Source organism: Nocardia canadensis (assembly GCF_032656385.1).
Lineage (GTDB): Bacteria > Actinomycetota > Actinomycetes > Mycobacteriales > Mycobacteriaceae > Nocardia > Nocardia canadensis.
On record NZ_JAVCWB010000002.1, the window covers coordinates 781,052 to 803,711 of the forward strand.

The following is a 22,660-nucleotide window of genomic DNA, read 5'->3' on the forward strand; positions in this document are numbered from 1 at the left end:
CGGGTCAGCCGGGCAGTCGGCCGATCGGCAGCGCCTGGGTACCGGCCCGGTGGTGGGTCTGCCGGGAGATCGGCGGGCCGCACCAGCTGTCGGTCCGTCGCTCGAACAGGGCGCAGGACGGGCCGTCCGCGCGCGGCCCCGCGATGCGCGCCAGCGTGAAGCCTGCCCGGCGGTAGTACTCGTGGAGTTGGTGGTTGGACGTCCAGGCGTCGAGCCGGACCCAGTCGCGGTGCTTCTGATCGGCCAGCCGGGCGGCGTGCGCGAGCATCCGATGCCCGACCTGTCTGCCCGCGAACCGCAGGTCCACGATCATGAAATGCACGATCACCGCCTCGGCCAGCTCCCACGGCGACCACAGGCCCGGATCGGCCCGCTGGTTGACGGTGATCGTGCCCGCCGGTTCCCCGTCGACCTCGGCGATCCACGTCTCGCCCGCGTCCAGCGCCCGGCCGACCGCGCCGGCGAAGATCTCGATGGGACGGCCCCGGCCCGCGACCGTCCACTGGTCGGAACCGCGCGCGGTGAGCCAGGCGGTGCGTTGCACCCGCAGGCGGCAGATCAGCGGCAGGTCGCCCAGGGCGGCCGGGCGCATCCCCACGGTCATGGCAATGCGACGGCAGGTCCGGGTGCGATGCCGAGGGTGTGGGCGATGACGGCGGTGCCCGCCGCGTCGCCGAGTTGGTAGGCCAGCCGGTTGCGGCCCGCCAGGGAACGATGCCGGGTCGCCCGGGTGACCCGTTCGTGGTTGGCGCCGATGCGCAGGTGGTCGAGCAGGACGGTGCCGGTGGCGACGCCGAGCACGGCCGCCTCCTCGGCGGTGGCGGGCCGGGCGGCGAGGGTGTCGCGGTGGGCGGTCTCGCCGTAACCACGGTCGGCCAGCCGACGGGTGGTGCCCTCGGGAATGTCGTGGGGGGAATCGATGCCGGCGGCTTCGGCGAGATCGCGTGGGTAGAAACTCACCTCCCACGACCACGGTTCGTTGTCGAGGTATTGCACCACGGTGCGGGCCAGCACCCAGGAGTCGACAGCGACTCCGAGCCATTGCGCGACCTGGTCGTCGGCGGGCTCCATCCTGGTGCTGAACTCCTTGGCGGGCTCGCGGTTGGCGGCGCGCGCGATCTCTTCGAAGATGTCGTGCGCCGAGCGCGGCCGGTCCGGGCGGATGTGGTCGGTGACCACCGATTCCAGTACTTCCTGGTTTCGGACGATGGTGCCGCGGGAAGTAGCTGTGTAGACAAGGTTTTCGGCGACGAGCACTTGGATCGCGTTGCGCGAGGTGGTGATCGAGACCTGCATCTGCTCGGCCAGTTCGGCATGACTGGGCAGTCGATCGCCCGGCTTCCACGTGCCCGCGCGGATCTCCTCGCGGAGGAGGTCTGCGATCCGGAGGTAGGTCGGACCGTCCGCCATCATGCTCCTCGGTAGGTCGTGCAGGTAACGAAGTGTACTCGTCTGCGTTACCTACGGCCGAGTAATGCTTGACAGGAAGCTTGCGAGGTTTATTGTAATGAACGTCCTGATCCGGTGCTGTGCGGCGACGACGGCGAGGCAACGTGGCTGGTGCGGAGAGTTCTACGGTCGTAATGGCTTTCCCCGACACATTGCGGTGTGTCGATCCCGCCGGGCCGCCGGCGACTACCGGCCTCCTGCCGCTCTCCGACCTTCTCGTCCGGGCGTGTCGCGGACATCGGGTGGTGGGGGGACCACTGCTGTGGTTCGCGCGTGATCTCGCGGTCCTGCACGAGAAGCGCATCGTCGGGCGCGGCGGATTCGTCGACACCGATCCGGTGGTCCTGCGTGAGATCGATTGCCGCCGAGCCGAACTGGTCCTCGCGATCGACGACTGGGTGCATCGCGGCGTCCCGCAGCACCGCCTGGGCGCGACCCTGCACACCGAGACGATCGGCGCGGTCATCGACCGGCTGGCCGAGTCCTCGGTGCGGGCGCACCACGCCCTGATGACCATGCCCGCCAACGACGAGATGCTGCACTGCGCGTGGCACCACCTGGCCGAACTGGCCGACGCCTACGACGACCTGGTCCGCGACGTGATCGCCGGTCGCCGCAGGCTGCCGGAGTGGTGACCGGTCGGCCCGCGGCGTCTCTCAGCCGAAGCGGTGGTGGTCTACCCCGAACTCGTCGGCGACGGTCGCCGCCAGTTCCACGTACGCCCGCTTGGTCGTCTTGTGCAGCCGGTGCAGATCGATCTCGGCGCCCTCCGACAGGTGCTCGTCGAACGGGATGATGTGCACGGCCCGGCAGCGCGAGAGGAAGTACTCGCGCAATTGCTGGACACCGACATTCGGTGAACCCTCACGCGGCAGGTTGATCACCACGACCGCGTTGCGGACCAGGTGGTCGTGCCCGTGCAGCGACAGCCAGTCCAGCGTCGCCGCGGCACTGCGCGCGCCGTCGATCGCCGCCGACGAGATCAGCACCAATGAGTGCGCCAGATCGAGCACGCCGCTCATCGCCGAGTGCATCAGGCCGGTGCCGCAGTCGGTGAGAATGATGTTGTAGAACCGCTGCAGGATCCGGGCCACGGCCCGGTACTCCTCGTCGTTGAACGACTCCGACGCGGCCGGATCCCGTTCGCTGGCAAGCACTTCCAGCCTGCTCGAACTCTGCGAGGTGTGGCGGCGGACATCGGAGTAGCGCTCGATCGACGGATCGAGCAGCAGGTCGCGCACGGTCGAGCGGGTCTGCAAGGCCACGCGCTGCGACAGGGTGCCGAAGTCGGGGTTGGCGTCGACCGCGATCACCCGGTCGCCGCGGATCGAGGCGAAGATCGAACCGAGGCCGGTGGTGGTCGTCGTCTTGCCGACACCGCCCTTGAGCGAGAGCACCGCGATCCGGTAGTCACCGCGCACCGGCTGCCGGATGCGGGCGACCAGTTCCTGCAGGCGCCGCTCCTCGGCGGACATCCCCGGATTGATCGCACCACCCGAAACATGGTGCACCGCTTTACGCCAGCCACTGCCCGGCGCCTTCTTGACCCGCTTGACCGGCACGTTGTCGAGCGACGGCGGCTGGTAGCCGTGCTGGGCGTGCGCGCCCCAGCCGGGCTGCTGGTACTGGCCGGGTTGCTGGTACTGGCCCGGTGCCTGCTGGTACGGCGGCACGGTCGGGCCGCCCTGGAACTGCTGGGGCGCGACGTCACCCGGCTGCTGGTACGGCTGGACTCCGTCGGGGCGCTGGAACTGCGGCGCGGGGGTGCCATCGGGCAGGTACTGCGGTGCCGGGGAACCATCGGGCAGCAATTGCGGTGCCGCGCCGTCCGGCCGCTGGTACGGCGGGACCTGGGCCGCATCGGGCTGCTGGTAGTGCCGGGTCGCCTCGGCCTGCGTGCCGTCGGGACGCAGGTGCGGTGTGGCGGCGCCATCGGGCTGCGGTACGGGCGCGCCGTCCGGACGGTGATACGACTCGGGCAGGTGGTGCGCGGGATCACTCGGCTGGTACCGGCCAGGGGCCTGCTGATACGGAGAGACCGGGTTCGGTGGCTGCGCGAATTCGCCGGAGCGGAAACCGGTTTGCGGTGCCTGCGGCTGCTGTCCGGCCTGCCAGGTGGGCGGCGCGTAGTCGCCGGGGGCTTGATTCCGAGCGGCCTGAATCCGCGGGTCGTCGCCGCGGAACATCCCGGTCTGCGCGTCCGGCGTCGACGGGGTACCCGTGCCGGGCGACGGATCGCCGGGAATCGCCTTGTACTGCGACGAATGGTAAGTCGGCGTCTGCGAGACGTAGTGCGACTGCTCGGGGCCCGGCGCCTGCGGCGGAGCGATCGACTCGCCGGGACGATACGGGGACCCCGCGCCGCTGGGCGGCGTGGATTCGCCTGCGCTGTAAGCGGACCGGGACTCGGGGGCACTCGACGGCGTACCGGCGGTGAGATCACCCGGCAGGCTCATGCGAGTGGTGGCGTCGGCCGGCGCGGCTGTGGTGGGCGCGGCATCGTCAGGTGACGGTGCAGTGCGCGGGGTGGCCTCCGCCGATGTCGCTGGACGCGTCGGTGTGTCGGAGGTCGACGGGTTGTCCAGGCGCGCAGGCGGTTCCGGCAGGGGTGGCGGAATCCGTGAGGCGTCAGGTGACAGTGCGTCGGCGGGGTGCGTGGTACCCGTGGCGGATCGGTCGTCCAGGTGCGCGGGCGGTTCCGGCAGGCGCGGGGGAGTCCGCGTGGTATCCGGTGCCGCCGATGCCCTGTCACCGCTCGTCGGGGCTGCGGACTCCGGCTGATCGAGGCTGTGCCGACCGCGGGTGCTGCCTGCCTGTTCGCTGGACTCGGACGGGGCGAGTTCGCCCGACTTCGCCGGTGCGGCATCGGCCGGGTCCGGCAGTGGCCGGGCAACGGGCGCAGATGCCTGGTCGGGCGTGCGCGCGAGGTGCGCTTCCGGCGACGGCGGGCGCACGTCGGCGACCGCGTCATCGGGCGTCGGCCACCCGCCCACCGAGGCGGCACCGGTCGACGGAGCACCGGTAGCGGCATTCGTCACCGGGCCGAGCAGCGGGTCAGCGCTACCGGTCGACGGCGCGGGCGATTCGACGGCGGACGTCGGCATCGGGCCGAGGATCGGGTCGGACGGGGCAGAGGTGGAGGGCTCGCCCGGTGCGGTCAGGCGCGGTGGCGCTTCGGTCGGCCGGGTGCGCGTGGGCGGATCCGGCAGCGGCGGGGGCGGCGGCAGGTCGGGGAGCTGGCGCTGTTGCTGGCCGGGGCCCAGGGGGGTGAACCCGTTCGACGGTGGCGCGGGCGTGCGTGTGGGCAGGGCAGGGCCGGAATGGTCGTCCGCCGATGCGGTCGGGTCGGCGTAGGAGGCGGCGGAGCTCTCGTGCGGGCCGGTCGGGCCGACCTGCGGCGCGGCGGCCGGGCCACCGTGCGACGGCGGGCTCTGCGGAAAGGAGGTGCCCGTGGGCATCGACGGGTCGCCGGTGGGCGCGGGTGCGGGCGGTGCCACCGGGGCGCTGTCGTTGTACGGTGCCCGCTCCTGCGGCCACGGCGGCGGCGAACCAGCGCCGACGGTCGGTCCACCCGGCCATCCGGCGCTCGGCTGATCGCCGGGAATCAGTGGGTTGGCGGTCTCGGCGGTCCACTCCGACTGCCGCCTGGGCGGCTGTTCGGCGGGTGGCCGCTGCGTGATGGGCTCGGGGGCGGGATCGGGCCGGTGCTGCTCGGGCTGCTGGTCCTCGCCCTTGCGCCGGCGGCCGCGCTTGTCCTTCTTGGCATCGTCGTTCCCGCCACGGCCCATGAAGCGGCGGCGTTTGGGTGCCTCGTCGATCAGGTCGTCCTGGGGGAGGTTCTCGACCGGAGCCTCGTAGCCGACCTGGGTGACTTCGCTCTCCGACAGCCACGGCGGCAACATGGGGAGGCTGTCGTTGTTACGACTCACCGGCGCGTTCCGCTCACCAGGGTCCCCCGATCTGCTCGACCCACATCTCCGACGCCGGTGAGTTTACGCGACAACCCCGGCGCGGTGGTGGGCGGTCCGGGCGGCCGACCCCGCCGGACCGGCGGCCGGTTCGGGGCGTTTTTGCCTCTGGAGTGCAGTACCGGTAAGCTTGAGCGGCGGTGCACCTATGCGCCGACTGTTCGCATGCCAGCGAGCAGCTACGAGGCAATCCAACTCAGGTTAGAAGCATAACCGGGATCGCGGAGGATATGGCGAAGAAAGACGGGGCCATCGAGGTCGAGGGTCGAGTTGTCGAGCCGCTGCCCAATGCGATGTTCCGGATCGAGCTCGAGAACGGTCACAAGGTTCTCGCGCACATCAGCGGAAAGATGCGGCAGCACTACATTCGTATCCTTCCGGAAGACCGTGTGGTCGTCGAGCTGTCGCCGTACGACCTCTCTCGCGGCCGGATTGTCTACCGCTACAAGTGAGACCCGCTCGACGCCGCGAGCCTGACGGCACGCGGCGTCGCATGGTGTTCCGGCCCTGGTCGGAGCGCGCTACAAGACTTCCCCAGTCGTCGGCTGGGGAAAAACTGTGTTCACAGACCCTTGTGGACCAAGAAAAGATTGGACGGACGTGAAGGTTCAGCCGAGCGTCAAGAAGATCTGCGAGAAGTGCAAGGTGATCCGCCGCCACGGCCGGGTCATGGTGATCTGCGACAACCTGCGCCACAAGCAGCGTCAGGGCTGATCCAGCCTCACCGCCGGGCACCGATCGTCTGATCGGACTGACCGAAAAGAAGAACTCCCAGCTCCAGCACGCACGCAGGCTGTGCGCGCCAACCACCGGTACGGAGGCCGGTGCCCCCACCTGAAAGACGGGGGGACGGACAGGGAGCAGACCTCCGCAACCATTAAGGAACCTGCCACATGGCACGTCTGATGGGCGTCGATCTCCCGCGCGAAAAGCGCATGGAGATCGCGTTGACCTACATTTTCGGAATCGGGCGCACCCGCGCCACCGAGATCCTGGCTCAGACCGGCGTCAGCCCGGACCTGCGCTCGAAGGATCTCAGCGACGACGACCTGACCAAGCTCCGCGACTACATCGAGGCGTCGGAGTTCAAGGTCGAAGGTGACCTGCGCCGCGAGGTCCAGGCCGATATTCGCCGCAAGATCGAGATCGGCTGCTACCAGGGCATCCGCCACCGTCGTGGCCTGCCCGTTCGTGGTCAGCGCACCAAGACCAACGCGCGTACGCGCAAGGGTCCGAAGAAGACCGTCGCCGGCAAGAAGAAGTAGGGATAGCGTATGCCTCCGAAGAGCCGGGCCGCTGGCCCGAAGAAGACTCAGAAGTCGCGTCGCCGGGATAAGAAGAACATCCCGCACGGCCACGCGCACATCAAGAGCACGTTCAACAACACCATCGTCTCGATCACCGACCCCGAGGGCAATGTCATCTCGTGGGCGTCGTCGGGCCACGTCGGCTTCAAGGGTTCGCGTAAGAGCACCCCGTTCGCCGCGCAGCTCGCCGCCGAGAACGCTGCCCGCAAGGCGCAGGAGAACGGTGTCAAGAAGGTCGACGTGTTCGTGAAGGGCCCGGGTTCGGGCCGCGAGACCGCGATCCGTTCGCTCCAGGCCGCAGGCCTCGAGGTCGGCTCGATCTCCGACGTCACCCCCCAGCCCCACAACGGCTGCCGGCCGCCCAAGCGTCGTCGCGTCTAGCGGGAAAGGAAACAGCTAAAAAATGGCACGTTATACAGGCCCCATCACCCGCAAGTCGCGTCGTCTGCGCGTCGACCTCGTCGGAGGCGACCAGGCGTTCGAGCGTCGTCCTTACCCGCCCGGCCAGCACGGCCGCGCGCGGATCAAGGAATCCGAGTACCTCATGCAGCTGCAGGAGAAGCAGAAGGCTCGCTTCTCCTACGGCGTCATGGAGAAGCAGTTCCGTCGCTACTACGAAGAGGCCAACCGCCTCAAGGGCAAGACCGGCGACAACCTGCTGCGTCTGCTCGAGTCGCGTCTGGACAACGTCGTGTACCGCGCCGGTCTGGCGCGCACCCGTCGTCAGGCTCGTCAGCTCGTCAGCCACGGCCACTTCGTGGTCAACGGCGTCAAGGTGAACGTCCCGAGCTACCAGGTCTCCCAGTACGACATCATCGATGTCAAGGAGAAGTCGCTGCCGACCCTGCCGTTCCAGGTCGCGCGTGAGACCGTCGGCGAGCGTCCGGTTCCCGGTTGGCTGCAGGTCGTCCCCGGCCGCCTGCGCATCCTGGTGCACCAGCTGCCCGAGCGCGCGCAGATCGATGTGCCGCTGCAGGAACAGCTCATCGTCGAGTACTACTCGAAGTAAGCGCTTTTGGTGGGGGTCGCGCACACGGCGACCCCCGCACTCACTGACGAGGCATCAAATAGCGGATGCCCTGAACAGGAAGTAGATCCTCATGCTGATTTCCCAGCGTCCGACACTGACCGAAGAGGTTGTGGCGGAGAACCGCTCGAAGTTCACCATCGAACCCCTCGAGCCGGGCTTCGGTTACACCCTCGGCAACTCGCTGCGTCGTACCCTGCTGTCCTCCATCCCGGGGGCCGCGGTCACGAGCATCCGCATCGACGGTGTCCTGCACGAGTTCACCACCGTTCCCGGTGTGAAGGAAGACGTCACCGACATCATCCTGAACCTCAAGGGTCTGGTCGTGTCCTCCGAAGAGGACGAGCCGGTCACCATGTACGTGCGTAAGCAGGGCCCCGGCACCGTCACCGCTGGTGACATCGTGCCGCCCGCCGGCGTCGTCGTGCACAACCCGGACATGCACATCGCCACCCTGAACGACAAGGGCAAGCTCGAGATCGAGCTCGTCGTCGAGCGGGGTCGCGGTTACGTGCCCGCCGTGCAGAACAAGGCGACCGGTGCGGAAATCGGCCGGATCCCGGTGGATTCGATCTACTCCCCGGTGCTCAAGGTGACCTACAAGGTCGAGGCCACCCGTGTCGAGCAGCGCACCGACTTCGACCGTCTCATCCTCGACGTGGAGACCAAGAACTCCATCACGGCGCGGGACGCGCTGGCTTCGGCCGGCAAGACCCTGGTCGAGCTCTTCGGCCTGGCCCGTGAGCTCAACGTCGAAGCCGAGGGCATCGAGATCGGCCCCAGCCCGGCCGAGGCGGATCACATCGCCTCGTTCGGTCTGCCGATCGAGGACCTGGACCTCACCGTCCGGTCCTACAACTGCCTCAAGCGCGAGGGTGTGCACACCGTGGGCGAGCTCGTCGCCCGCACCGAGTCGGATCTGCTCGACATCCGTAACTTCGGCCAGAAGTCCATCGACGAGGTGAAGGTCAAGCTCCACGCGCTGGGCCTCTCGCTCAAGGACAGCCCGGCGTCGTTCGACCCGTCCTCCGTGGTGGGTTACGACGCGAGCACCGGAACGTGGAGCGACAGCGGCACGTTCAGTGACACCGACGGCGGCGAGCAGGACTACGCCGAGACCGAACAGCTCTAGGTCGCCAGGGGGGCACCCCCGGTGAACCTTTCCCAAGGAGAATCCAATGCCTAAGCCCAAGAAGGGTGCTCGCTTCGGCGGGTCGGCGTCGCACCAGAAGGCGATCTTCGCCAACCTGGCCACGGCGCTTTTCGAGCACGGTCGTATCACGACCACCGAGTCGAAGGCCAAGGCGGTTCGCCCCTACGCCGAGAAGCTCATCACCAAGGCGAAGGGCGGCACTCTCGCCGACCGTCGCGAGGTCATGAAGGTCATCCGCAACAAGGACATCGTGCACGCGCTGTTCGCGGAGATCGGCCCCTCGTTCGAGGGTCGCGAGGGTGGCTACACCCGCATCACCAAGGCGCTGCCGCGCAAGGGTGACAACGCGCCGATGGCCGTCATCGAGCTGGTCCGCGAGAAGACCGTGACCAACGAGGCCGATCGGGCTCGTCGCGTCGCCGCTTCGCAGAAGGCCGAGGCCGCCCCGGCCGCCGAGGCCGAGGAGACCGTCGTCGAGGAGACCGTGGCCGACGCCCCGGCCGCCGACGAGGCCACCGAGGACAAGAAGGACGCCTGATTCTCTTCGAGTCCGGCCGAGCCCGTCACCCTTCGTGGGTGACGGGCTCGTTCTTTTGCCAAAGACAGGTGCGGAGGAAGCGATGGACGACACCGAGCGGGAAGCGATCCGGGTGCGGCTCGGGATCAGCTACGACGGCACCGATTTCACCGGCTGGGCGCGTCAGCCGGGACTGCGCACGGTGCAGGGCACGCTCGAGGAGTCGCTGTCGAAGGTGTTCCGCGAACCGATTCAGCTCACCGTCGCCGGGCGCACCGACGCCGGGGTGCACGCCGAGGGCCAGGTCGCGCATTTCGACACCACCGGCGAACTCGACGCCGACAAACTGCTGTACCGGATGGCGCGGTTCCTGCCCAAGGACGTGCGCATCACCGAGGTCTCGCCCGCGCCGCCGCACTTCGACGCCCGCTTCTCCGCGACCCGTCGCCACTACGTCTACCGGTTGACCACCGCCCGCTACGGCGCCGAGCCGTTGCAGGCCCGCAGCGTTGTCGCCGCCAAGCCCGGTCTCGACCTCGACGCCATGCGCGCGGCGTCCCGGCAGCTGCTCGGGCTGCACGACTTCGCCGCCTTCTGCCGCCGCCGCGAGGGCGCGACGACGGTGCGTGAGCTGCAGCGGTTCGACTGGGAGCGCGACGGCGAGCTGCTGAACGCGCGGGTCAGCGCGGATGCCTTCTGCTGGTCGATGGTGCGCAGCCTGGTCGGCGCCGTGCTGGCCGTCGGCGAGGGCCGCCGCACGCCCGAGTGGGTGGCGAGCCTGCTGACCGAGACGGAGCGATCGAGCTCGGTGACCGTCGCGCCCGCGCACGGCCTGAGCCTGGTGCGCGTCGACTACCCGGCCGATGCCGACCTCGCCGCGCGCAACGCCCAGACCAGGGAAACCAGGACGCTGCCCGCCGCGGGCGGGTGCTGCGGGGAGTAGCCGCCGCGCGGTTGCTGTCGCCACCGGGCGCACGGCGATACGATGGCAGACTCGACGTCAGCGAGAAAGCCGGGCAGATGGCAGACGATTCTGGTGGACGTGCCCGTACGGTCAGGCGGATTGCCGTGGCCTTGCTGGTCTGTGCGACCGGCGTGCTCACCCTCGTGACGGTGCTCGCCGGCTACGCGCGCGCCGAGCTCCTCGATACCGATCACTACGTCGAGACCATGGCCCCGCTGGCCCACGATCCGGTGATCCAGGACGCCGTCGCCGGTGCGCTGACCCAGGCGGTCATGACACGCGTCGACGTGCGCGGTGCCGCCACCGAACTGGTCGACGCGCTCGACGACCGTCGTGACCTCAGACCGCGCGTCGAGGCGGCGCTGCGCAGTGTGCCGACCCTGCTGGCCACGCAGTCCGAGGCGCTGGTGCGCGACGCGGCGGACACGCTGGTGCGCAGCGACTCCTTCGCCCGCCTGTGGGAGTCGGCGAACCGGCAGGCCCATCGCGCTCTCGTCGCGTCGCTCACCGGGGTGGACGACGGTGTGCTGCGGGTGAGTACCGACGGCGTCGTCTCGCTGTCGCTGGAACCGATGCTGCGCGAGGTGGAGACGCGGCTCGCGGATCGTGGCTTCGACCTGGCCCGCCTCGATGTCGATCCGCAGGGCGAGTTCGTCCTGATCGAATCCGCCGACCTGGCGAAAGCCCAACGGGCCGTGCGGCTGCTCGACCGGGGCGCGATCGTGCTCGGCGTCGCCGCGCTGGGCTGCGTGATCGGCGCGGTGCTGGTGGCGGGCAGCGGTTCTCGGCGACGGGCGCTGCTCGCGGTGGCCCTGAGCATGCTGGTGTCGATGGTGGTGCTCAGCGCCGCCCTGCTGATCATGCGCACGGTCTATCTCGACCACGTACACAACGTCTCGCAGGAGGTGGCGAGGACGGTCTACGACACACTCGCCCAGCCGCTGCGGGTGACCACGCGGGTGGTCGCACTGGTCGCCACGTTCACGGCGCTCGGCGCCTTCCTGGCCGGGCCGTCGACCCTCGCCACCAAGATGCGCGACACCCTCGACGGCGCGATCGCGCGGACGCGGCGCGGGGAGGGCGGCCGGGCCTCCCGCTTCGCCGCCGCGTATCTCGGCCCACTGCGGGCCGCGGTGTTGGTCGTCGCCGCGACGGTGTTCGTCCTGTGGGACTACCCGACGCCGTGGGTGACCGCGCTCATCGCCCTGGCGGCGGTGGTGGCCTTGCTGGTGCTGCAGATCCTCGCCCGCCCCCACCGTCGTGTGGCGTGAGCGGCGGTGGGACAACCACCGATTCCGGATAGCGTGCACCATCCCGGGTGACAACCGTTCGGGCGGAGGTGTCGAGGCAACGGCCGGCAGGCCACCGAGCCGGCTGGGCACGGCGTGCCGCTGGTCGCCTCGGCGCCGGTGACGGCGGCAGGGTCGACTGCCCGGCCCGGCCGGGGCGAAAGCGATGGTGCGGCAACGGGTTCTGGCGCCGTTGTCTACGATGCGGATGGAGCGTGCCAAGACGTTGCTGCGGATGGAGCCGGCGGGGCCGCTCGTTGCGGTGGCGGCCGCGGCGGGTTCGCCGCGGAGTGGCGGTTCTGCCGGGCGTTCCGGGCGGCAACCGTGGTGACTTCGGCGGAGTTCCGGGCGAAGCCGCAGGCCGCGCACTTCGTTAGCTAGTCGAACGGTGATGTTCGTCAAATTTCCTGACAGCGGGTCGGCGCCGGTGGAACGATCGGGCGATGCAGGGGTTCGAGGGTTTTCCCGAAGTCTGCTCGACCGAGCCGACGGCGACGCCGGACGCGTTCGGATTCTGGGCGGACCTGGTCGGGAGTGCGCTCACCGAGGTCTCGATCGCGCCCACGGTCGACGGCGAGTTCGCGGGCCGGATCCGCTCGGCGGACTTCGGTGACGTGGCCGTGGGGACAGTGCGGGTGCAGGGGCACGAGCTGCGCCGCACCCGGCGGCACATCGCCAGGGCCGGCGAATTCCATGTCATCGGCAGCGTCGTGCTCGGCGGCCGGGCGGAGGTGGAGCACGCGGGACATCGCGTCGTGCTGACGCCGGGGTCGATGATCTTCTACGACACCTCCCGTCCGATCCGGTGGCGGTCGGACGCCCCGATCGAGGATCTGACGATCCGGGTGCCCCGCCAGCGGGTCGTCGACTTCCTGGGGATCAGAGCCGAGGCGCTGCCCGCCGGGATGATGCTGGGCGCCGGTGGGGTCGGCGCGACGCTCGCCCGGTTCTTCCAGCGGGTGGCCGAACTGCACTATTCCGATCCGGCCGCCGCCGGGATGCTGGCCGCCAGCGGGATCGATCTCGTCGGGGCGGCCGCGGTGATCGCCGCGGGTGGGCGCCCCGGTCACGCGCAGGCGGAGGCGATGAGCAGTCAGCGCGTGCTGGACTACGTGCGCGCCAACTTCACCGATCCCGGCCTGACGGTCGATCGGATCGCCGATGCCTGCCGGGTGTCGCGCCGCACGCTGTATCGCATCGTGGCGGAGTTCGAGGGTGGGCTCGGCGCGGTGCTGCGCGGGCTGCGGGTGGAGCGGGCCCGAAAGTTGCTGGAGGCCGGGGACATCGGCTCGATCGCGACGGTCGCCGCGGCCTCCGGCTTCGCCACCGAACGGCAGTTCTACCGAGTGTTCCGGGAGGTCACAGGAATGACACCGGGCGAATACCGGATGGTTGCCCGGGCGCGAGTGGCGTTGCGCTGAGCGTGACCCGGCGACGCGCGGGGGTCGGTGATCAGCATCACAAGGTGGCGGCGGTCATGCGGCGGGGCGGGCCAAATCTCCTGTAAAGGCCGGGGTCGGTTGAAGATTTGAGTTTAGTTGATATTTCCATTTCGAATCACTCGTTGGCAACGACCCGCTGAATCTGGCAGGCTCGGACACCGGGCGACGGGTGATTCGTTGTTGCGCCCACGGTTTGCTGGTCGGTTCGCAGGAAAGCGAGGTGGTTGGCGTGGAGTCGTCTGAGCCTCTCGTCGAACTGAGACTGGACGACAGTCCGGAGATGGCCGCGGGTGAGGCTTTCGCGGAGTGGGAATCCCTGCTGTCGGAGAGCTATGTGCCACTGGCGGTGGATCCCGAACGCGACGAGGTGTTCCACGGCCGCATTGTGCGCGGCAGCCTGCCCGGCTTCGAATTGTCGACCGTCGGCGCCAGTGGCCAGCGTATTCGGCGTACCAAGAGCGGCATCGCGCGTACCGACGGGGAGTTCCTGTTCGTCAGCATCCTCACCGAGGGATTCGGCAGGCTGCACCAGGACGGGCGGATCGCGGTGCTGCGTCCGGGCGACATGGTCTTCTACGACACCACCCGCCCCTATCACTGGGACATCGACGGCTCCTGGTCGCAGGTGGTGGCCCGCGTCCCGCTGTCGGTCCTCGGCGAACACATCCCCACCGGGCGCGACGCGCTGCCCACGGCGACGACGGTGCACGCCGAGAGTCCGGCAGGCGTCGTCGCCGGGTTCTTCCGCGATCTGGCCCGCATCCAGCAGAGCGCGCCCGAGCAGGCGGTCGTCCTGGCGGACAACGGGGTCAAGCTGCTGGCGTCGGCGGTCACGCTCGCCGGTGGCGCGCTGCCGACCGGGCAGTCGGCCCAGGCGCTGTCGCGGGAGCAGGTGCTGTCGTTCATGCGGTCCAGGTGCACCGATCCGGCCCTGACCGTCGACGAGATCGCGCGCGCGTGCCTGGTGTCGCGGCGCAGCCTGTACCGCCTCTTCGACGAGACCGGCGACGGCCTGAGCACGGTGCTGCGGCGCATGCGGGTCGAGTGCGCGCAGGTGCTGCTGCTGCGCGATGCCGGCCGGTCGACATCCTCGATCGCGCTCGCCTCCGGCTTCGCCTCCGAGCGGCACTTCTTCCGCGCGTTCCGGGTGGAGACCGGGATGACGCCGGGGGAGTATCGCCTGGTCACCGGGCAGGTGCCCGCGAGCGGCGAGCCTCGCCGCCACACCGCGTGACCCCGCGTTTTCTGGGCGTTATGTCCGTATTCCCGTGGCATACTGTGCGCACGCAGGGCCGAGTGACGGAGGGGGCTGAGCGGTCATGAGCCAACGAACGACGGTGACCGTCCGGGCCGGCGACGGGCTGCCCCAGCGCGCGGTGGTCGAGCGGTGGGAATCGCTGATGAGCCAGACCTACATTCCGCTCGCCGTCGCGCCGCACCGCACGGAGGGTTTTCGGGGCCGGATCGCGGCGACGGCGTACGACGATCTGCTGGTCACCTCGGTGCAGGCCGGCGCGCAGACCGTGCGCCGGACGCTGCGGCAGGTCGAGGCCGCCGCCGACCGCCACATCCTGGCCAGCATCTACCTGGGCGGACGTGGGGTGCTGCACCAGGACGGCCGGTCCGCCCACGTCGACGCGGGCAGCATGGTCATCTACGACAGCGCCCGGCCCTATCGCTGGGAGGTCGACGAGGACTTCGACAAGGTTGTCGTCCAGGTGCCGATCGACGCGCTGGCCGCGGTCGGCGCACCCCTGGCCACCATCCCGTCGGCCATCGCGCTCGGGCCCGAACATCCCGCCGCCGCGGTCGGCGCGTACTTCCGCGGGCTGGCGGGCATGCAGCACGGCGACCCGGTGGTGGCCGCCGAGCTCGCGCGCCATGGCGTCGGACTGCTGGCCTCGGCGCTGCAACTCGCGGCGGGGTCGGTGCCGCGGGGCCCGTCGGCCGCCGAATCGATCCGGGCCGGAATCCTCGCTTTCATGCGGCGCCGGTTCGCCGACGCCGATCTCACCGTCGATACCGTCGCGCAGCGATTCGCGATCTCGCGCCGCACCCTGTACCGGCTGTTCGAAGGCGACGAAAGCCCGGCCCGGCGATTGCTCCGACTGCGCCTCGAACACGCGTGCGAATTATTGCGCGACGGGCACATGCGGCCGATCGAAGAGGTGGCCGCGGCCGCCGGATTCGCCGCCGAGCGTCACTTCTACCGGGTGTTCCACGCGGAATTCGGAATGGCGCCGGGGGAATACCGTGCGGGATATGCGATGTGTGCCGGGCTGTAATCGAAAAGAATTCTTTTCCATCGGTGATATCCTCTTCCCAGTCGAGGGGGGTACTCGACGAGTCTCTACGTCGTGTGAATGCGAATACGACGAGGTGTCACGATGACAGTCGATGTTCCGGCAGCAGTTGATCAGTCGCGTCTTCCCGGGGTGCTCGCGGTCGGCACCGGCGGGGCCGACGAGCAGTTCCAGCAGTGGGAAGCCATGCTGACGCAGACCTACGTGCCACTGGCCGCCCGCCCGGCGGGCGCGGAATCGTTCCACGGCCGCATCGCCCACCATGCCTATCCGGACTTCGGGCTGTCCCGGCTGGCCTCGACTCGTCAGCAGGTCACCAGGACGCGGTCGCTGATCGCGCGGGCCGCCGAGGAGTACCTGCTGATCAGCATCCATACCCGGGGTTCGGCCGTGCTGAGTCAGCACGGCCGCAGCACCAGGGTCGGGGTGGGGGAGATGGTGTTCTACGAGTCGAACGCGCCGTACGAATGGCGGGTCGGCGAGGACATCGAGCAGGTCATCGTGCAGATCCCGATGGAAGCCGTGCGCCTGCGTCCGGGGATGTCGGCGGTGCGGGTCCCGGCCGCGCGCACCATTCCCGCCAACGGACCGGTCGCGATCGTCAGTGGGTTCCTGACCGACCTGGCGCGGTTGCAGGATCGCGATACCGCCCAGGCCGCCGCGCTCACCGAAACCGCCATCGACCTGATCGCCTCGGCGGCCGCGCTGGTGGCGGGTCAGCCGCTGGCCGGTCCCGGCGAGAGTTCGCTGACCCGCGAGGGCGTGCTGGCCTATGTGCGGGCCAACTACACCGATCCGGCGTTGTCGATCGATGCCCTCGCGGCGGCGTGTTTCGTTTCCCGGCGATCGGTGTACCGCGTGTTCGAGGAGCACGGTGAATCGCCCACCGATCTGTTGCGGCGGCTTCGCGTGCGCCATGCGTGTGGAATGCTGGTCTCCAGACCAGACCTGACGTTCGCTGCCATCGGCGCGGCATCGGGCTTCGCCACGGAACGGCAGTTCTACCGGGCCTTTCGTCGGGAAACAGGCCGAACTCCCGGGGAGTACCGCCGGTTTGGCACGGACGGTCAGTCGAGTGGCACGGTATGACAGTTTATGTCCGCGCTATCTGCGAGAGAGTGAATCGAACACCTTTCAAGGATTGAGCGACAAGGGGTCACGATGTTTGGTCGGGTACGCGTTGCTGCGGTGCAAGCCGAGCCGAAGTGGTTGAACCTGTCCGCCGGGGTCGAGCAGGCCATCGGACTGATCGAAGAAGCCGCCGACGGTGGTGCTCGGCTGGTCGCGTTTCCCGAGACATTCCTGCCCGGATTCCCGTGGTGGATGTGGCTCAACTCGGTCGATTGGGGCGAGGAGTTCCTCGCCCGCTATCTCGCCAATTCCTTGACCGCCGACGGCCCCGAGTTGCGAGCCATCGCCTATGCCGCGCGCCGCAAGGGTATTCACGTGTCGATCGGGTTCGCCGAGCGCGCGGGCCGCGAGGTGTTCATGTCGCAGGCGCTCATCGATGTGCAGGGCGAGATCGCCCTCGCCCGCAAGGGGGAACCGACCGGCCTCGAGCGCACGGTCTTCAGCGCGGCCGACGACGAGGTGCTGGTGCGCGACACCGAGCACGGCCGGATCGGCGTGCTCGGCGGCGCCGACCACATGCGCGCCGCGCTGCGCGCCCGTATGCACGAAGAGCGCGAACAGATCCACATCGCGTCGTGGTCGGGCTTCACCGTGTACTACGGCGAGGGCAAGGAGTGGGGCCCGGAGCTCAACACCGCGGCCAGCGTGCGCTACGCGATGGACGGCGCGGCCTACGTGATCGCTCCCGTCGCCGTGGTGCCGGTCGCCGGCTGGGAGGTCGTCGACGCGCGCCTCCCCGACCGTCGGCTGCTACGCGGTGGTGGCGGCGTCTCCCGCATCTTCGGCCCCGGCGGCCTGGAGCTGGCCACCCCGCTGGCCGAGGGCGCTGAGGGCCTCCTCTACGCCGACCTCGACCTCACCCGCAGCCTCCGCTCCGCCCCGGCCGCCTGCGGCGAGCGCGAGAACTTCCGGGTGCCCAGTGGCCGGATCCGCCGGGAACCGGTTCAAGTCGAGCTGGCGGGCACCTGAGCGCCTGACGGGACTGTCCACGCCGGATACCGTAGGGACGATTACGCCTGACGTCGTGTGTCCCGGAGGGTTGGCTGCCCATGGCCATCGAACCGACAATGCTCGAGTTCTCCTCGCCGACGCCGCGGAGTGCGGCGCGCGACGAGTGGGAAGCGCTGATGTCGCGGACCTATGTGCCGCTCGCCGTCGACACCCATCCCGACCAGCCCTTCTACGGCCGGGTCAGCACCGGATCGCTGGCAGGCAGGGGGGATTTCAGTCTCACCACGGTCGCGGGGAGTAGTCAGGAGTTCCGTCGGACAGCGAGTCACATCGCCCGCTCCGACGACGAGTACCTGCTCGCCAGCATCCATACCGTCGGCCTGGCGTGCCTGAACCAGGACGGCAGGTCGGCGGTCGTCGGTCCCGGCGACATGGTCTTCTACGACACGTCCAGGCCGTACTTCTGGTCCAACGGAACCGATTTCGAGCAGGTCGTGGTGCAGGTGCCGATCCGGCTGCTCCGCGAGCAACCCGGTCTCGGCCAGCTGGACCTGCCGACCGCGGTCACCGTGCCCGCGGCCAGCGCGCCCGGGGTCGTGGCGAGCTTCTTCCGCGGTCTGGTCAGGGTCCGGCGGGAGGCGCCCGCCCAAGCGGAGGTGCTGGCGGGCAACGCCCTCGATCTGTTCGGATCCGCGGTGGTGCTGACCGCCGGATTGCGACCGGTCGAGGCCGCGGCCGACGCGCTCAATCGCGAACAGGTCCTGGTCTTCCTGCGCGAGCATTGCACCGACCCGGACCTGACCGTCGATGAGGTGGCGCATGCGTGCCATATCTCCCGCCGAACCCTGTTCCGGATGTTCGACGGCGCCGGTGACAGTCTCGCCGCGACCTTGCGCAAGATGCGCGTGCAGCGGGCGAAAAGGCTGCTGGCGCGGCATCGTTCGCATCCGCCGTGCACCGTGGCCTTCGACTCCGGCTTCGCCTCCGAACGGCAGTTCTACCGCGCCTTCCAGCAGGAAACCGGCATGACGCCCGGCGAATACCGTCGATCACACATCGGCTGACCCCTTCCGTTCCCGGCGAGCGTCGATGGTGAACGAACCGGCCGCGCCGGATGCGCACTGGTATCGGGTCTTCGGCACGCCCGGCTCGGTCGAGCCGCCGGCTGGCACTGATTGTCAGTGGGATGGCACGGCTGGTCTGTGGATCGGCGTACTCGCTGCCCGACACTGGATTCCAGTGCTGGGTGAGAACAGGGAGCGGGCACAATGGCGATTCGGGTTCGCGCCGCGGCCGTACAGGCAGAGCCGACGTGGTTACATCTGCCCGACGGGGTCGCGCAGACGATCGGATTCATCGAGGACGCGGCGGCGGGTGGCGCGCGGTTGGTCGCGTTTCCCGAGGCCTTCTTGCCGGGCTATCCGTGGTGGCTGTGGCTGAACTCGGTCGACTGGGGCGCGGAGTTCCGGGCGCGGTACCTGGCCAACGCGATGACCAGGGACGGCGCCGAGATGCGGGCCATCGCCGACGCGGCGCGGTGGGCGGGAGTGCACGTGGTGCTCGGCTTCGCCGAGCGCGCGGGCGAGGACCTCTATCTGGCGCAGGCCATGATCAGCCCCGACGGCCGGGTCCGGGTGTCGCACAAGCCGTCGCCGAGATCGCTGGAGCGGGAGGTGTTCGCCGACGGCATCGCGCCGCCGATGGTCCACCACACCGAGCTGGGCCGGATCGGGGTTCTCGGCGGCACCGATCACCTGTGCCCGGACCGGCGCGTCGCCCTGTGGCGGGAGCAGATCCACGTCGCCGCGTTCTCCGGGTTCACCGTGTGTCACGACGTCGACGACGACCTCGCCGTCGCGGTGAACAGCACGGTCGGCGAACAGTACGCCCGCGACAGCCGGACCGTGGTGATCGCGCCGACCGCGCTCGTCCCGATGACCGGCTGGGCCGTCGTCGACGCGCGCCCGCCGGGGCATCCGATGCTCAGCGGTGGCGGTGGGGTCGCCCGGATTCTCGGACCGGACGGCCGCGACCTGGTGCCGCCGCTGCCGCCCGGCAAGCCCGGGGTGCTGTTCGCCGACTTCGTCGTCGACGAGTCGGCGAATCCGTGGACGGACGGCCAGGGCTACCCGCGGGCCTGCTGAGGCCGGTCAGGACCGGACCAGACGCGCGATCGCGTCGGTCGCCTCCTTGATCTTGGCCTCGGCCTCGGGCCCGCCGGCCACCGCCGCGTCGACGACACAATGCGAGATGTGGTCCTCGAGCAGGCCCATCGCGACGGCCTGCAGCGCCTTGGTCATCGCCGAGACCTGGGTCAGGATGTCGATGCAGTACTTCTCCTCCTCGACCATCCGCTGCAGGCCACGCGACTGGCCCTCGATCCGGCGCAGGCGCTTGAGATAGTCCTCTTTGGCGGTGATGTAGCCGTGGCCCTGGTGGCCCGTGTGCTCGCCGCCGGTCGTGGTGTCGGGGGTGGGTGCGGTCACCGGAGGTCTCCTCGCCTGACGGGGTGCCCGGATTACCGAGCTGATACCCCCCTAGGGTACAGTTTCCGGCCGGAAATGTCAGATGCGGCCGCCGGCGCGGTCCCGGTGATGCGCCGGACCTGGCCGGACGGGAGAATCACCGGTATGAGTTCGCTTCCCCGGCCCGCACTCGCCGTCATCGGCGGCAGCGGTTTCTATGACTTCTTCGACAACGACGCGGTGCACGTCGAGGTCGACACACCGTACGGCGCGCCGAGCGCGCCCGTCGCCATCGGCGAGGTCGACGGGCGCGCCGTCGCGTTCCTGCCGCGTCACGGCAAGCAGCACGAGTTCGCCCCGCACACCCTGCCCTACCAGGCCAACATGTGGGCGTTGCGTTCGCTCGGCGTGCGTCGGGTGTTCGCGCCGTGCGCTGTCGGCAGCCTGCGCGCCGACTGGGGCCCGGGCACCGTCGCGGTGCCCGACCAACTCGTCGACCGGACGGCGGGCCGCCCGCAGACCTTCTTCGACGGCGGCGGCGTCCACGTCTCCTTCGCCGACCCCTACTGCGACGACCTGCGCACGGCCGCGGTCAAATCCGCGGGCGACGAACTGCGCGTCGAGGACTCCGGCACGATGGTCGTGGTGCAGGGCCCGCGCTTCTCCACCAGGGCCGAGAGCCGCTGGTTCGCCGGACAGGGCTGGGACCTGGTCAACATGACCGGTCACCCCGAAGCCGTGCTCGCCCGCGAACTCGAGATGTGCTACGCCGCGGTCGCTCTCATCACCGACCTGGACGCCGGCCTCGAGGAGGGCGACGGCGTGCACGCGGTCGACGTCTTCGCCGAGTTCAAGAAGAACCTGGGCCCGTTCAAGGAGCTGATGCGCCGCGCGGTCGCCGCGGTCGACGGCGAGGACACCTGCGAGCGCTGCCGCGTGCACGCCGGGGTCTCGCTGCCCTTCGAACTGCCCTGATCACCGCGCGGGCGCGGTGACCTGCAGCTGGGCCAGCACGAACGCGGGCGCCGTACCGTCGGCGCCCGCGGGCAGCGGCGACACCTCGACGTCGGCGACCAGCCAGCCGCCCGCCTCGGCCGCGAGCCGCAACCCGGTCATCCCCGCGCGGGCCGCGCCCGCCAGGATCTCCGCCCGCGCCGCGACGATTCGGGCGCGGTCGTCGGGGTGCGGGATCAGCCGCTCGTCGATTCCGCGCCAGCGCAACCCGGGCACCGGCTCGGTGACCCATCGCACCTGCCGGACCTGCGCGGTGTCGAGGATGCACAGGTACAGGCCCGGTTGCGTGTCGCGCAGGAGCGCGAGTGTCGCGGCCTCGAACGACTTGGGCTGCGGGGCGATGCTGTCGGTGACGTCCACTGTGAGGCCGCGCCACGAGAACCGCTGTGCCGCGGTCCCGTTGCGGGCCGCTACCAGCAATGACCGGGGTCCGGTCGTCGAGTGCACGGTGGCGATGCCCGACCAGCGGCTGTCCGGGTCCGAACGGGTCAGCGCGGCGACGATATCCAGCGCACGATCGAAGCGCTCGATCCGCTGGAAGGCCTCGGCGCCGGTGAATTCGCCCGGCGTGGAACCGAGATGGGAGCCGAGACCGTCGGGGCGGGTGCGCACCACCCTGGCCTGCGCGTCGATCTGGAACATGCCGACGCCGAGATCGTCGGCGGGCGCCCGCTCGCCCACCCAGACCTTCACCGCGTGCGTCCCGGCGTCGGGCCAGACCACCGGCTCGGCCCGCAACCGCAACTCCGACCAGGGCTGTCGCGACTTGGGCAGCACCCGATCGACCGGTGTGCCGGAATCGTGAGCGGTGGCGATCATCGGTTGCAGCGCGACGGGGATCGCGCGCTGATACGACGCCCACTCCCGCGGCGTCGACCCCGTGGTCAGCATCGACCACCTCGCGCCGAGCGTCTCCACCAGCTGCCACTGCCCGATGATCACCTGTTCTGCCCCCTTCGGTTACTCCCCACCTGCGGATATCGAACGAAATCGCCTGCGCCCATCGTGCCCGATCCGCCGGCCGCCGCGGGGCGGGGGTCCGTCGATAAGCTCGCGGTATGGACACACCGTTGCGGTTGGAGGTCATCGTCGCCAGTACCCGCCCGGAGCGGTTCGCGCCCGTGGTGGCCGACTGGTTCCTCGGTGTGCTCGGCGAGCGGCCGGAGTTCGCGGTCGGGGTGCTCGATCTGCGCGATATCGCCCTGCCCGTCGACCTCACCGAGACGCCCGAAGCCGACGCGTTCCGGGCCAGGCTCGCCGCGGCCGACGCCTTCGCCGTCGTCACCTCCGAGTACAACCACGGATATCCCGCGTCCCTGAAGACGGCGCTGGACAGTGCCAAACGGGAGTGGCGGGCCAAGCCGATCGGCTTCGTCTCCTACGGCGGTCTCTCGGGCGGCCTGCGCGCCGTCGAGCAATTGCGGCAGGTGGTCGCCGAACTGCACATGGTCTCGGTGCGCGAATCGGTGAGCTTCGCCCAGGCCAAGCGGCGCTTCGATGCCCAGGGCGCCACCGACGATCACGCCGCGATCGACGCGAGCGCGCGGATGCTCGGCCAATTGGCTTGGTGGGGAAGAACATTGCGGGCCGCCCGCGCCGCCGACCCCTACCCGGGCTGACCCGATCAAGCCGGTCCTCGTGGCATGCCCGGGCGGCCTGCGGCTACCGCCTCCGCTGACC

General features: G+C 69.7%; 24 protein-coding genes. 19 read left to right on the plus strand and 5 right to left on the minus strand.

From position 1 onward, the window contains the following. Nucleotides 1–4: 4 nt before the first annotated feature. Together Q7X29_RS06770 and Q7X29_RS06775 are read right to left on the minus strand one after the other, a co-directional pair. A complete protein-coding gene (locus Q7X29_RS06770) occupies nt 5–604 on the minus strand; it encodes a GNAT family N-acetyltransferase (RefSeq protein WP_218717563.1) in 600 nt (199 codons plus the stop codon). After that, entirely contained in the window at nt 601–1,410 is an 810-nt protein-coding gene (locus Q7X29_RS06775; RefSeq protein ID WP_255587460.1) for a GntR family transcriptional regulator, read from the minus strand. Before Q7X29_RS06775 ends, Q7X29_RS06770 begins: the two co-directional genes overlap by 4 nt. Before the next feature lie 281 nt (nt 1,411–1,691). Here Q7X29_RS06775 and Q7X29_RS06780 point away from each other — a divergent pair, with 281 nt between their 5' ends. Further along, on the plus strand, nt 1,692–2,084 hold the full coding sequence (locus tag Q7X29_RS06780; protein WP_218717565.1) for a DUF4254 domain-containing protein: 393 nt from the start codon (nt 1,692–1,694) through the stop codon (nt 2,082–2,084). A 21-nt stretch (nt 2,085–2,105) separates the two neighbouring features. Here the strand turns inward: Q7X29_RS06780 and Q7X29_RS06785 are convergent, their stop codons facing one another. Beyond that, on the minus strand, nt 2,106–5,378 hold the full coding sequence (locus Q7X29_RS06785; RefSeq protein ID WP_316573553.1) for a nucleotide-binding protein: 3,273 nt from the start codon (nt 5,376–5,378) through the stop codon (nt 2,106–2,108). A 269-nt stretch (nt 5,379–5,647) separates the two neighbouring features. Here Q7X29_RS06785 and infA point away from each other — a divergent pair, with 269 nt between their 5' ends. The 16 genes from infA (at nt 5,648) to Q7X29_RS06865 (ending at nt 19,645) form a co-directional block, all read left to right on the plus strand. After that, entirely contained in the window at nt 5,648–5,869 is a 222-nt protein-coding gene (infA, locus tag Q7X29_RS06790; RefSeq protein WP_003418601.1) for a translation initiation factor IF-1, read from the plus strand. A gap of 148 nt (nt 5,870–6,017) precedes the next feature. Next, complete coding sequence (gene rpmJ / locus Q7X29_RS06795) at nt 6,018–6,131, plus strand: 50S ribosomal protein L36 (RefSeq protein ID WP_011207363.1); 114 nt, start codon at nt 6,018–6,020, stop codon at nt 6,129–6,131. Nucleotides 6,132–6,310: 179 nt separating this feature from the next. Next, complete coding sequence (rpsM, locus tag Q7X29_RS06800; protein ID WP_019045109.1) at nt 6,311–6,682, plus strand: 30S ribosomal protein S13; 372 nt, start codon at nt 6,311–6,313, stop codon at nt 6,680–6,682. Nucleotides 6,683–6,691: 9 nt separating this feature from the next. Beyond that, a complete protein-coding gene (rpsK, locus tag Q7X29_RS06805) occupies nt 6,692–7,105 on the plus strand; it encodes a 30S ribosomal protein S11 (RefSeq protein ID WP_019045110.1) in 414 nt (137 codons plus the stop codon). 22 nt (nt 7,106–7,127) lie between these two features. After that, on the plus strand, nt 7,128–7,733 hold the full coding sequence (rpsD, locus tag Q7X29_RS06810; RefSeq protein WP_218717566.1) for a 30S ribosomal protein S4: 606 nt from the start codon (nt 7,128–7,130) through the stop codon (nt 7,731–7,733). 91 nt (nt 7,734–7,824) lie between these two features. Further along, complete coding sequence (locus Q7X29_RS06815; protein ID WP_022567324.1) at nt 7,825–8,883, plus strand: DNA-directed RNA polymerase subunit alpha; 1,059 nt, start codon at nt 7,825–7,827, stop codon at nt 8,881–8,883. 46 nt (nt 8,884–8,929) lie between these two features. Next, on the plus strand, nt 8,930–9,442 hold the full coding sequence (gene rplQ, locus Q7X29_RS06820; RefSeq protein WP_019045113.1) for a 50S ribosomal protein L17: 513 nt from the start codon (nt 8,930–8,932) through the stop codon (nt 9,440–9,442). Between the two features lie 82 nt (nt 9,443–9,524). After that, nucleotides 9,525–10,364 carry a tRNA pseudouridine(38-40) synthase TruA gene (truA, locus tag Q7X29_RS06825; RefSeq protein ID WP_316573554.1) on the plus strand — a complete coding sequence of 280 codons (840 nt, stop codon included), beginning with the start codon at nt 9,525–9,527 and terminating at the stop codon, nt 10,362–10,364. A 125-nt stretch (nt 10,365–10,489) separates the two neighbouring features. Beyond that, nucleotides 10,490–11,656, plus strand: a complete 1,167-nt coding sequence (locus Q7X29_RS06830) for a hypothetical protein (RefSeq protein ID WP_316573555.1) — start codon at nt 10,490–10,492, stop codon at nt 11,654–11,656. A gap of 461 nt (nt 11,657–12,117) precedes the next feature. Beyond that, entirely contained in the window at nt 12,118–13,095 is a 978-nt protein-coding gene (locus Q7X29_RS06835; protein WP_316573556.1) for an AraC-like ligand-binding domain-containing protein, read from the plus strand. 301 nt (nt 13,096–13,396) lie between these two features. Then, on the plus strand, nt 13,397–14,350 hold the full coding sequence (locus Q7X29_RS06840; protein ID WP_218717570.1) for a helix-turn-helix domain-containing protein: 954 nt from the start codon (nt 13,397–13,399) through the stop codon (nt 14,348–14,350). Between the two features lie 85 nt (nt 14,351–14,435). Further along, nucleotides 14,436–15,401: an AraC family transcriptional regulator gene (locus Q7X29_RS06845; RefSeq protein WP_316573557.1), complete on the plus strand. Its 966-nt coding sequence runs from the start codon at nt 14,436–14,438 to the stop codon at nt 15,399–15,401. A gap of 102 nt (nt 15,402–15,503) precedes the next feature. Beyond that, entirely contained in the window at nt 15,504–16,508 is a 1,005-nt protein-coding gene (locus Q7X29_RS06850) for an AraC-like ligand-binding domain-containing protein (protein ID WP_316573558.1), read from the plus strand. A gap of 72 nt (nt 16,509–16,580) precedes the next feature. Then, nucleotides 16,581–17,519, plus strand: a complete 939-nt coding sequence (locus Q7X29_RS06855) for a nitrilase-related carbon-nitrogen hydrolase (RefSeq protein ID WP_218717573.1) — start codon at nt 16,581–16,583, stop codon at nt 17,517–17,519. 80 nt (nt 17,520–17,599) lie between these two features. Next, complete coding sequence (locus Q7X29_RS06860; protein WP_316573559.1) at nt 17,600–18,565, plus strand: helix-turn-helix domain-containing protein; 966 nt, start codon at nt 17,600–17,602, stop codon at nt 18,563–18,565. Between the two features lie 204 nt (nt 18,566–18,769). Beyond that, nucleotides 18,770–19,645 carry a nitrilase-related carbon-nitrogen hydrolase gene (locus tag Q7X29_RS06865; protein WP_316573560.1) on the plus strand — a complete coding sequence of 292 codons (876 nt, stop codon included), beginning with the start codon at nt 18,770–18,772 and terminating at the stop codon, nt 19,643–19,645. Nucleotides 19,646–19,651: 6 nt separating this feature from the next. On the opposite strand, the gene Q7X29_RS06870 is transcribed toward Q7X29_RS06865, so the two are convergent. After that, a complete protein-coding gene (locus Q7X29_RS06870; RefSeq protein WP_218717576.1) occupies nt 19,652–19,987 on the minus strand; it encodes a metal-sensitive transcriptional regulator in 336 nt (111 codons plus the stop codon). Nucleotides 19,988–20,131: 144 nt separating this feature from the next. On the opposite strand from Q7X29_RS06870, the gene Q7X29_RS06875 reads away from it, so the two are divergent. Then, on the plus strand, nt 20,132–20,941 hold the full coding sequence (locus Q7X29_RS06875; protein ID WP_218717577.1) for an S-methyl-5'-thioadenosine phosphorylase: 810 nt from the start codon (nt 20,132–20,134) through the stop codon (nt 20,939–20,941). On the opposite strand, the gene Q7X29_RS06880 is transcribed toward Q7X29_RS06875, so the two are convergent. Next, on the minus strand, nt 20,942–21,922 hold the full coding sequence (locus tag Q7X29_RS06880; protein WP_316573561.1) for a GAF domain-containing protein: 981 nt from the start codon (nt 21,920–21,922) through the stop codon (nt 20,942–20,944). Nucleotides 21,923–22,038: 116 nt separating this feature from the next. Between Q7X29_RS06880 and Q7X29_RS06885 the strand changes: the two genes are divergently transcribed. Further along, nucleotides 22,039–22,599, plus strand: a complete 561-nt coding sequence (locus Q7X29_RS06885) for an NADPH-dependent FMN reductase (protein ID WP_218717579.1) — start codon at nt 22,039–22,041, stop codon at nt 22,597–22,599. The last annotated feature ends 61 nt before the right edge of the window (nt 22,600–22,660 follow it).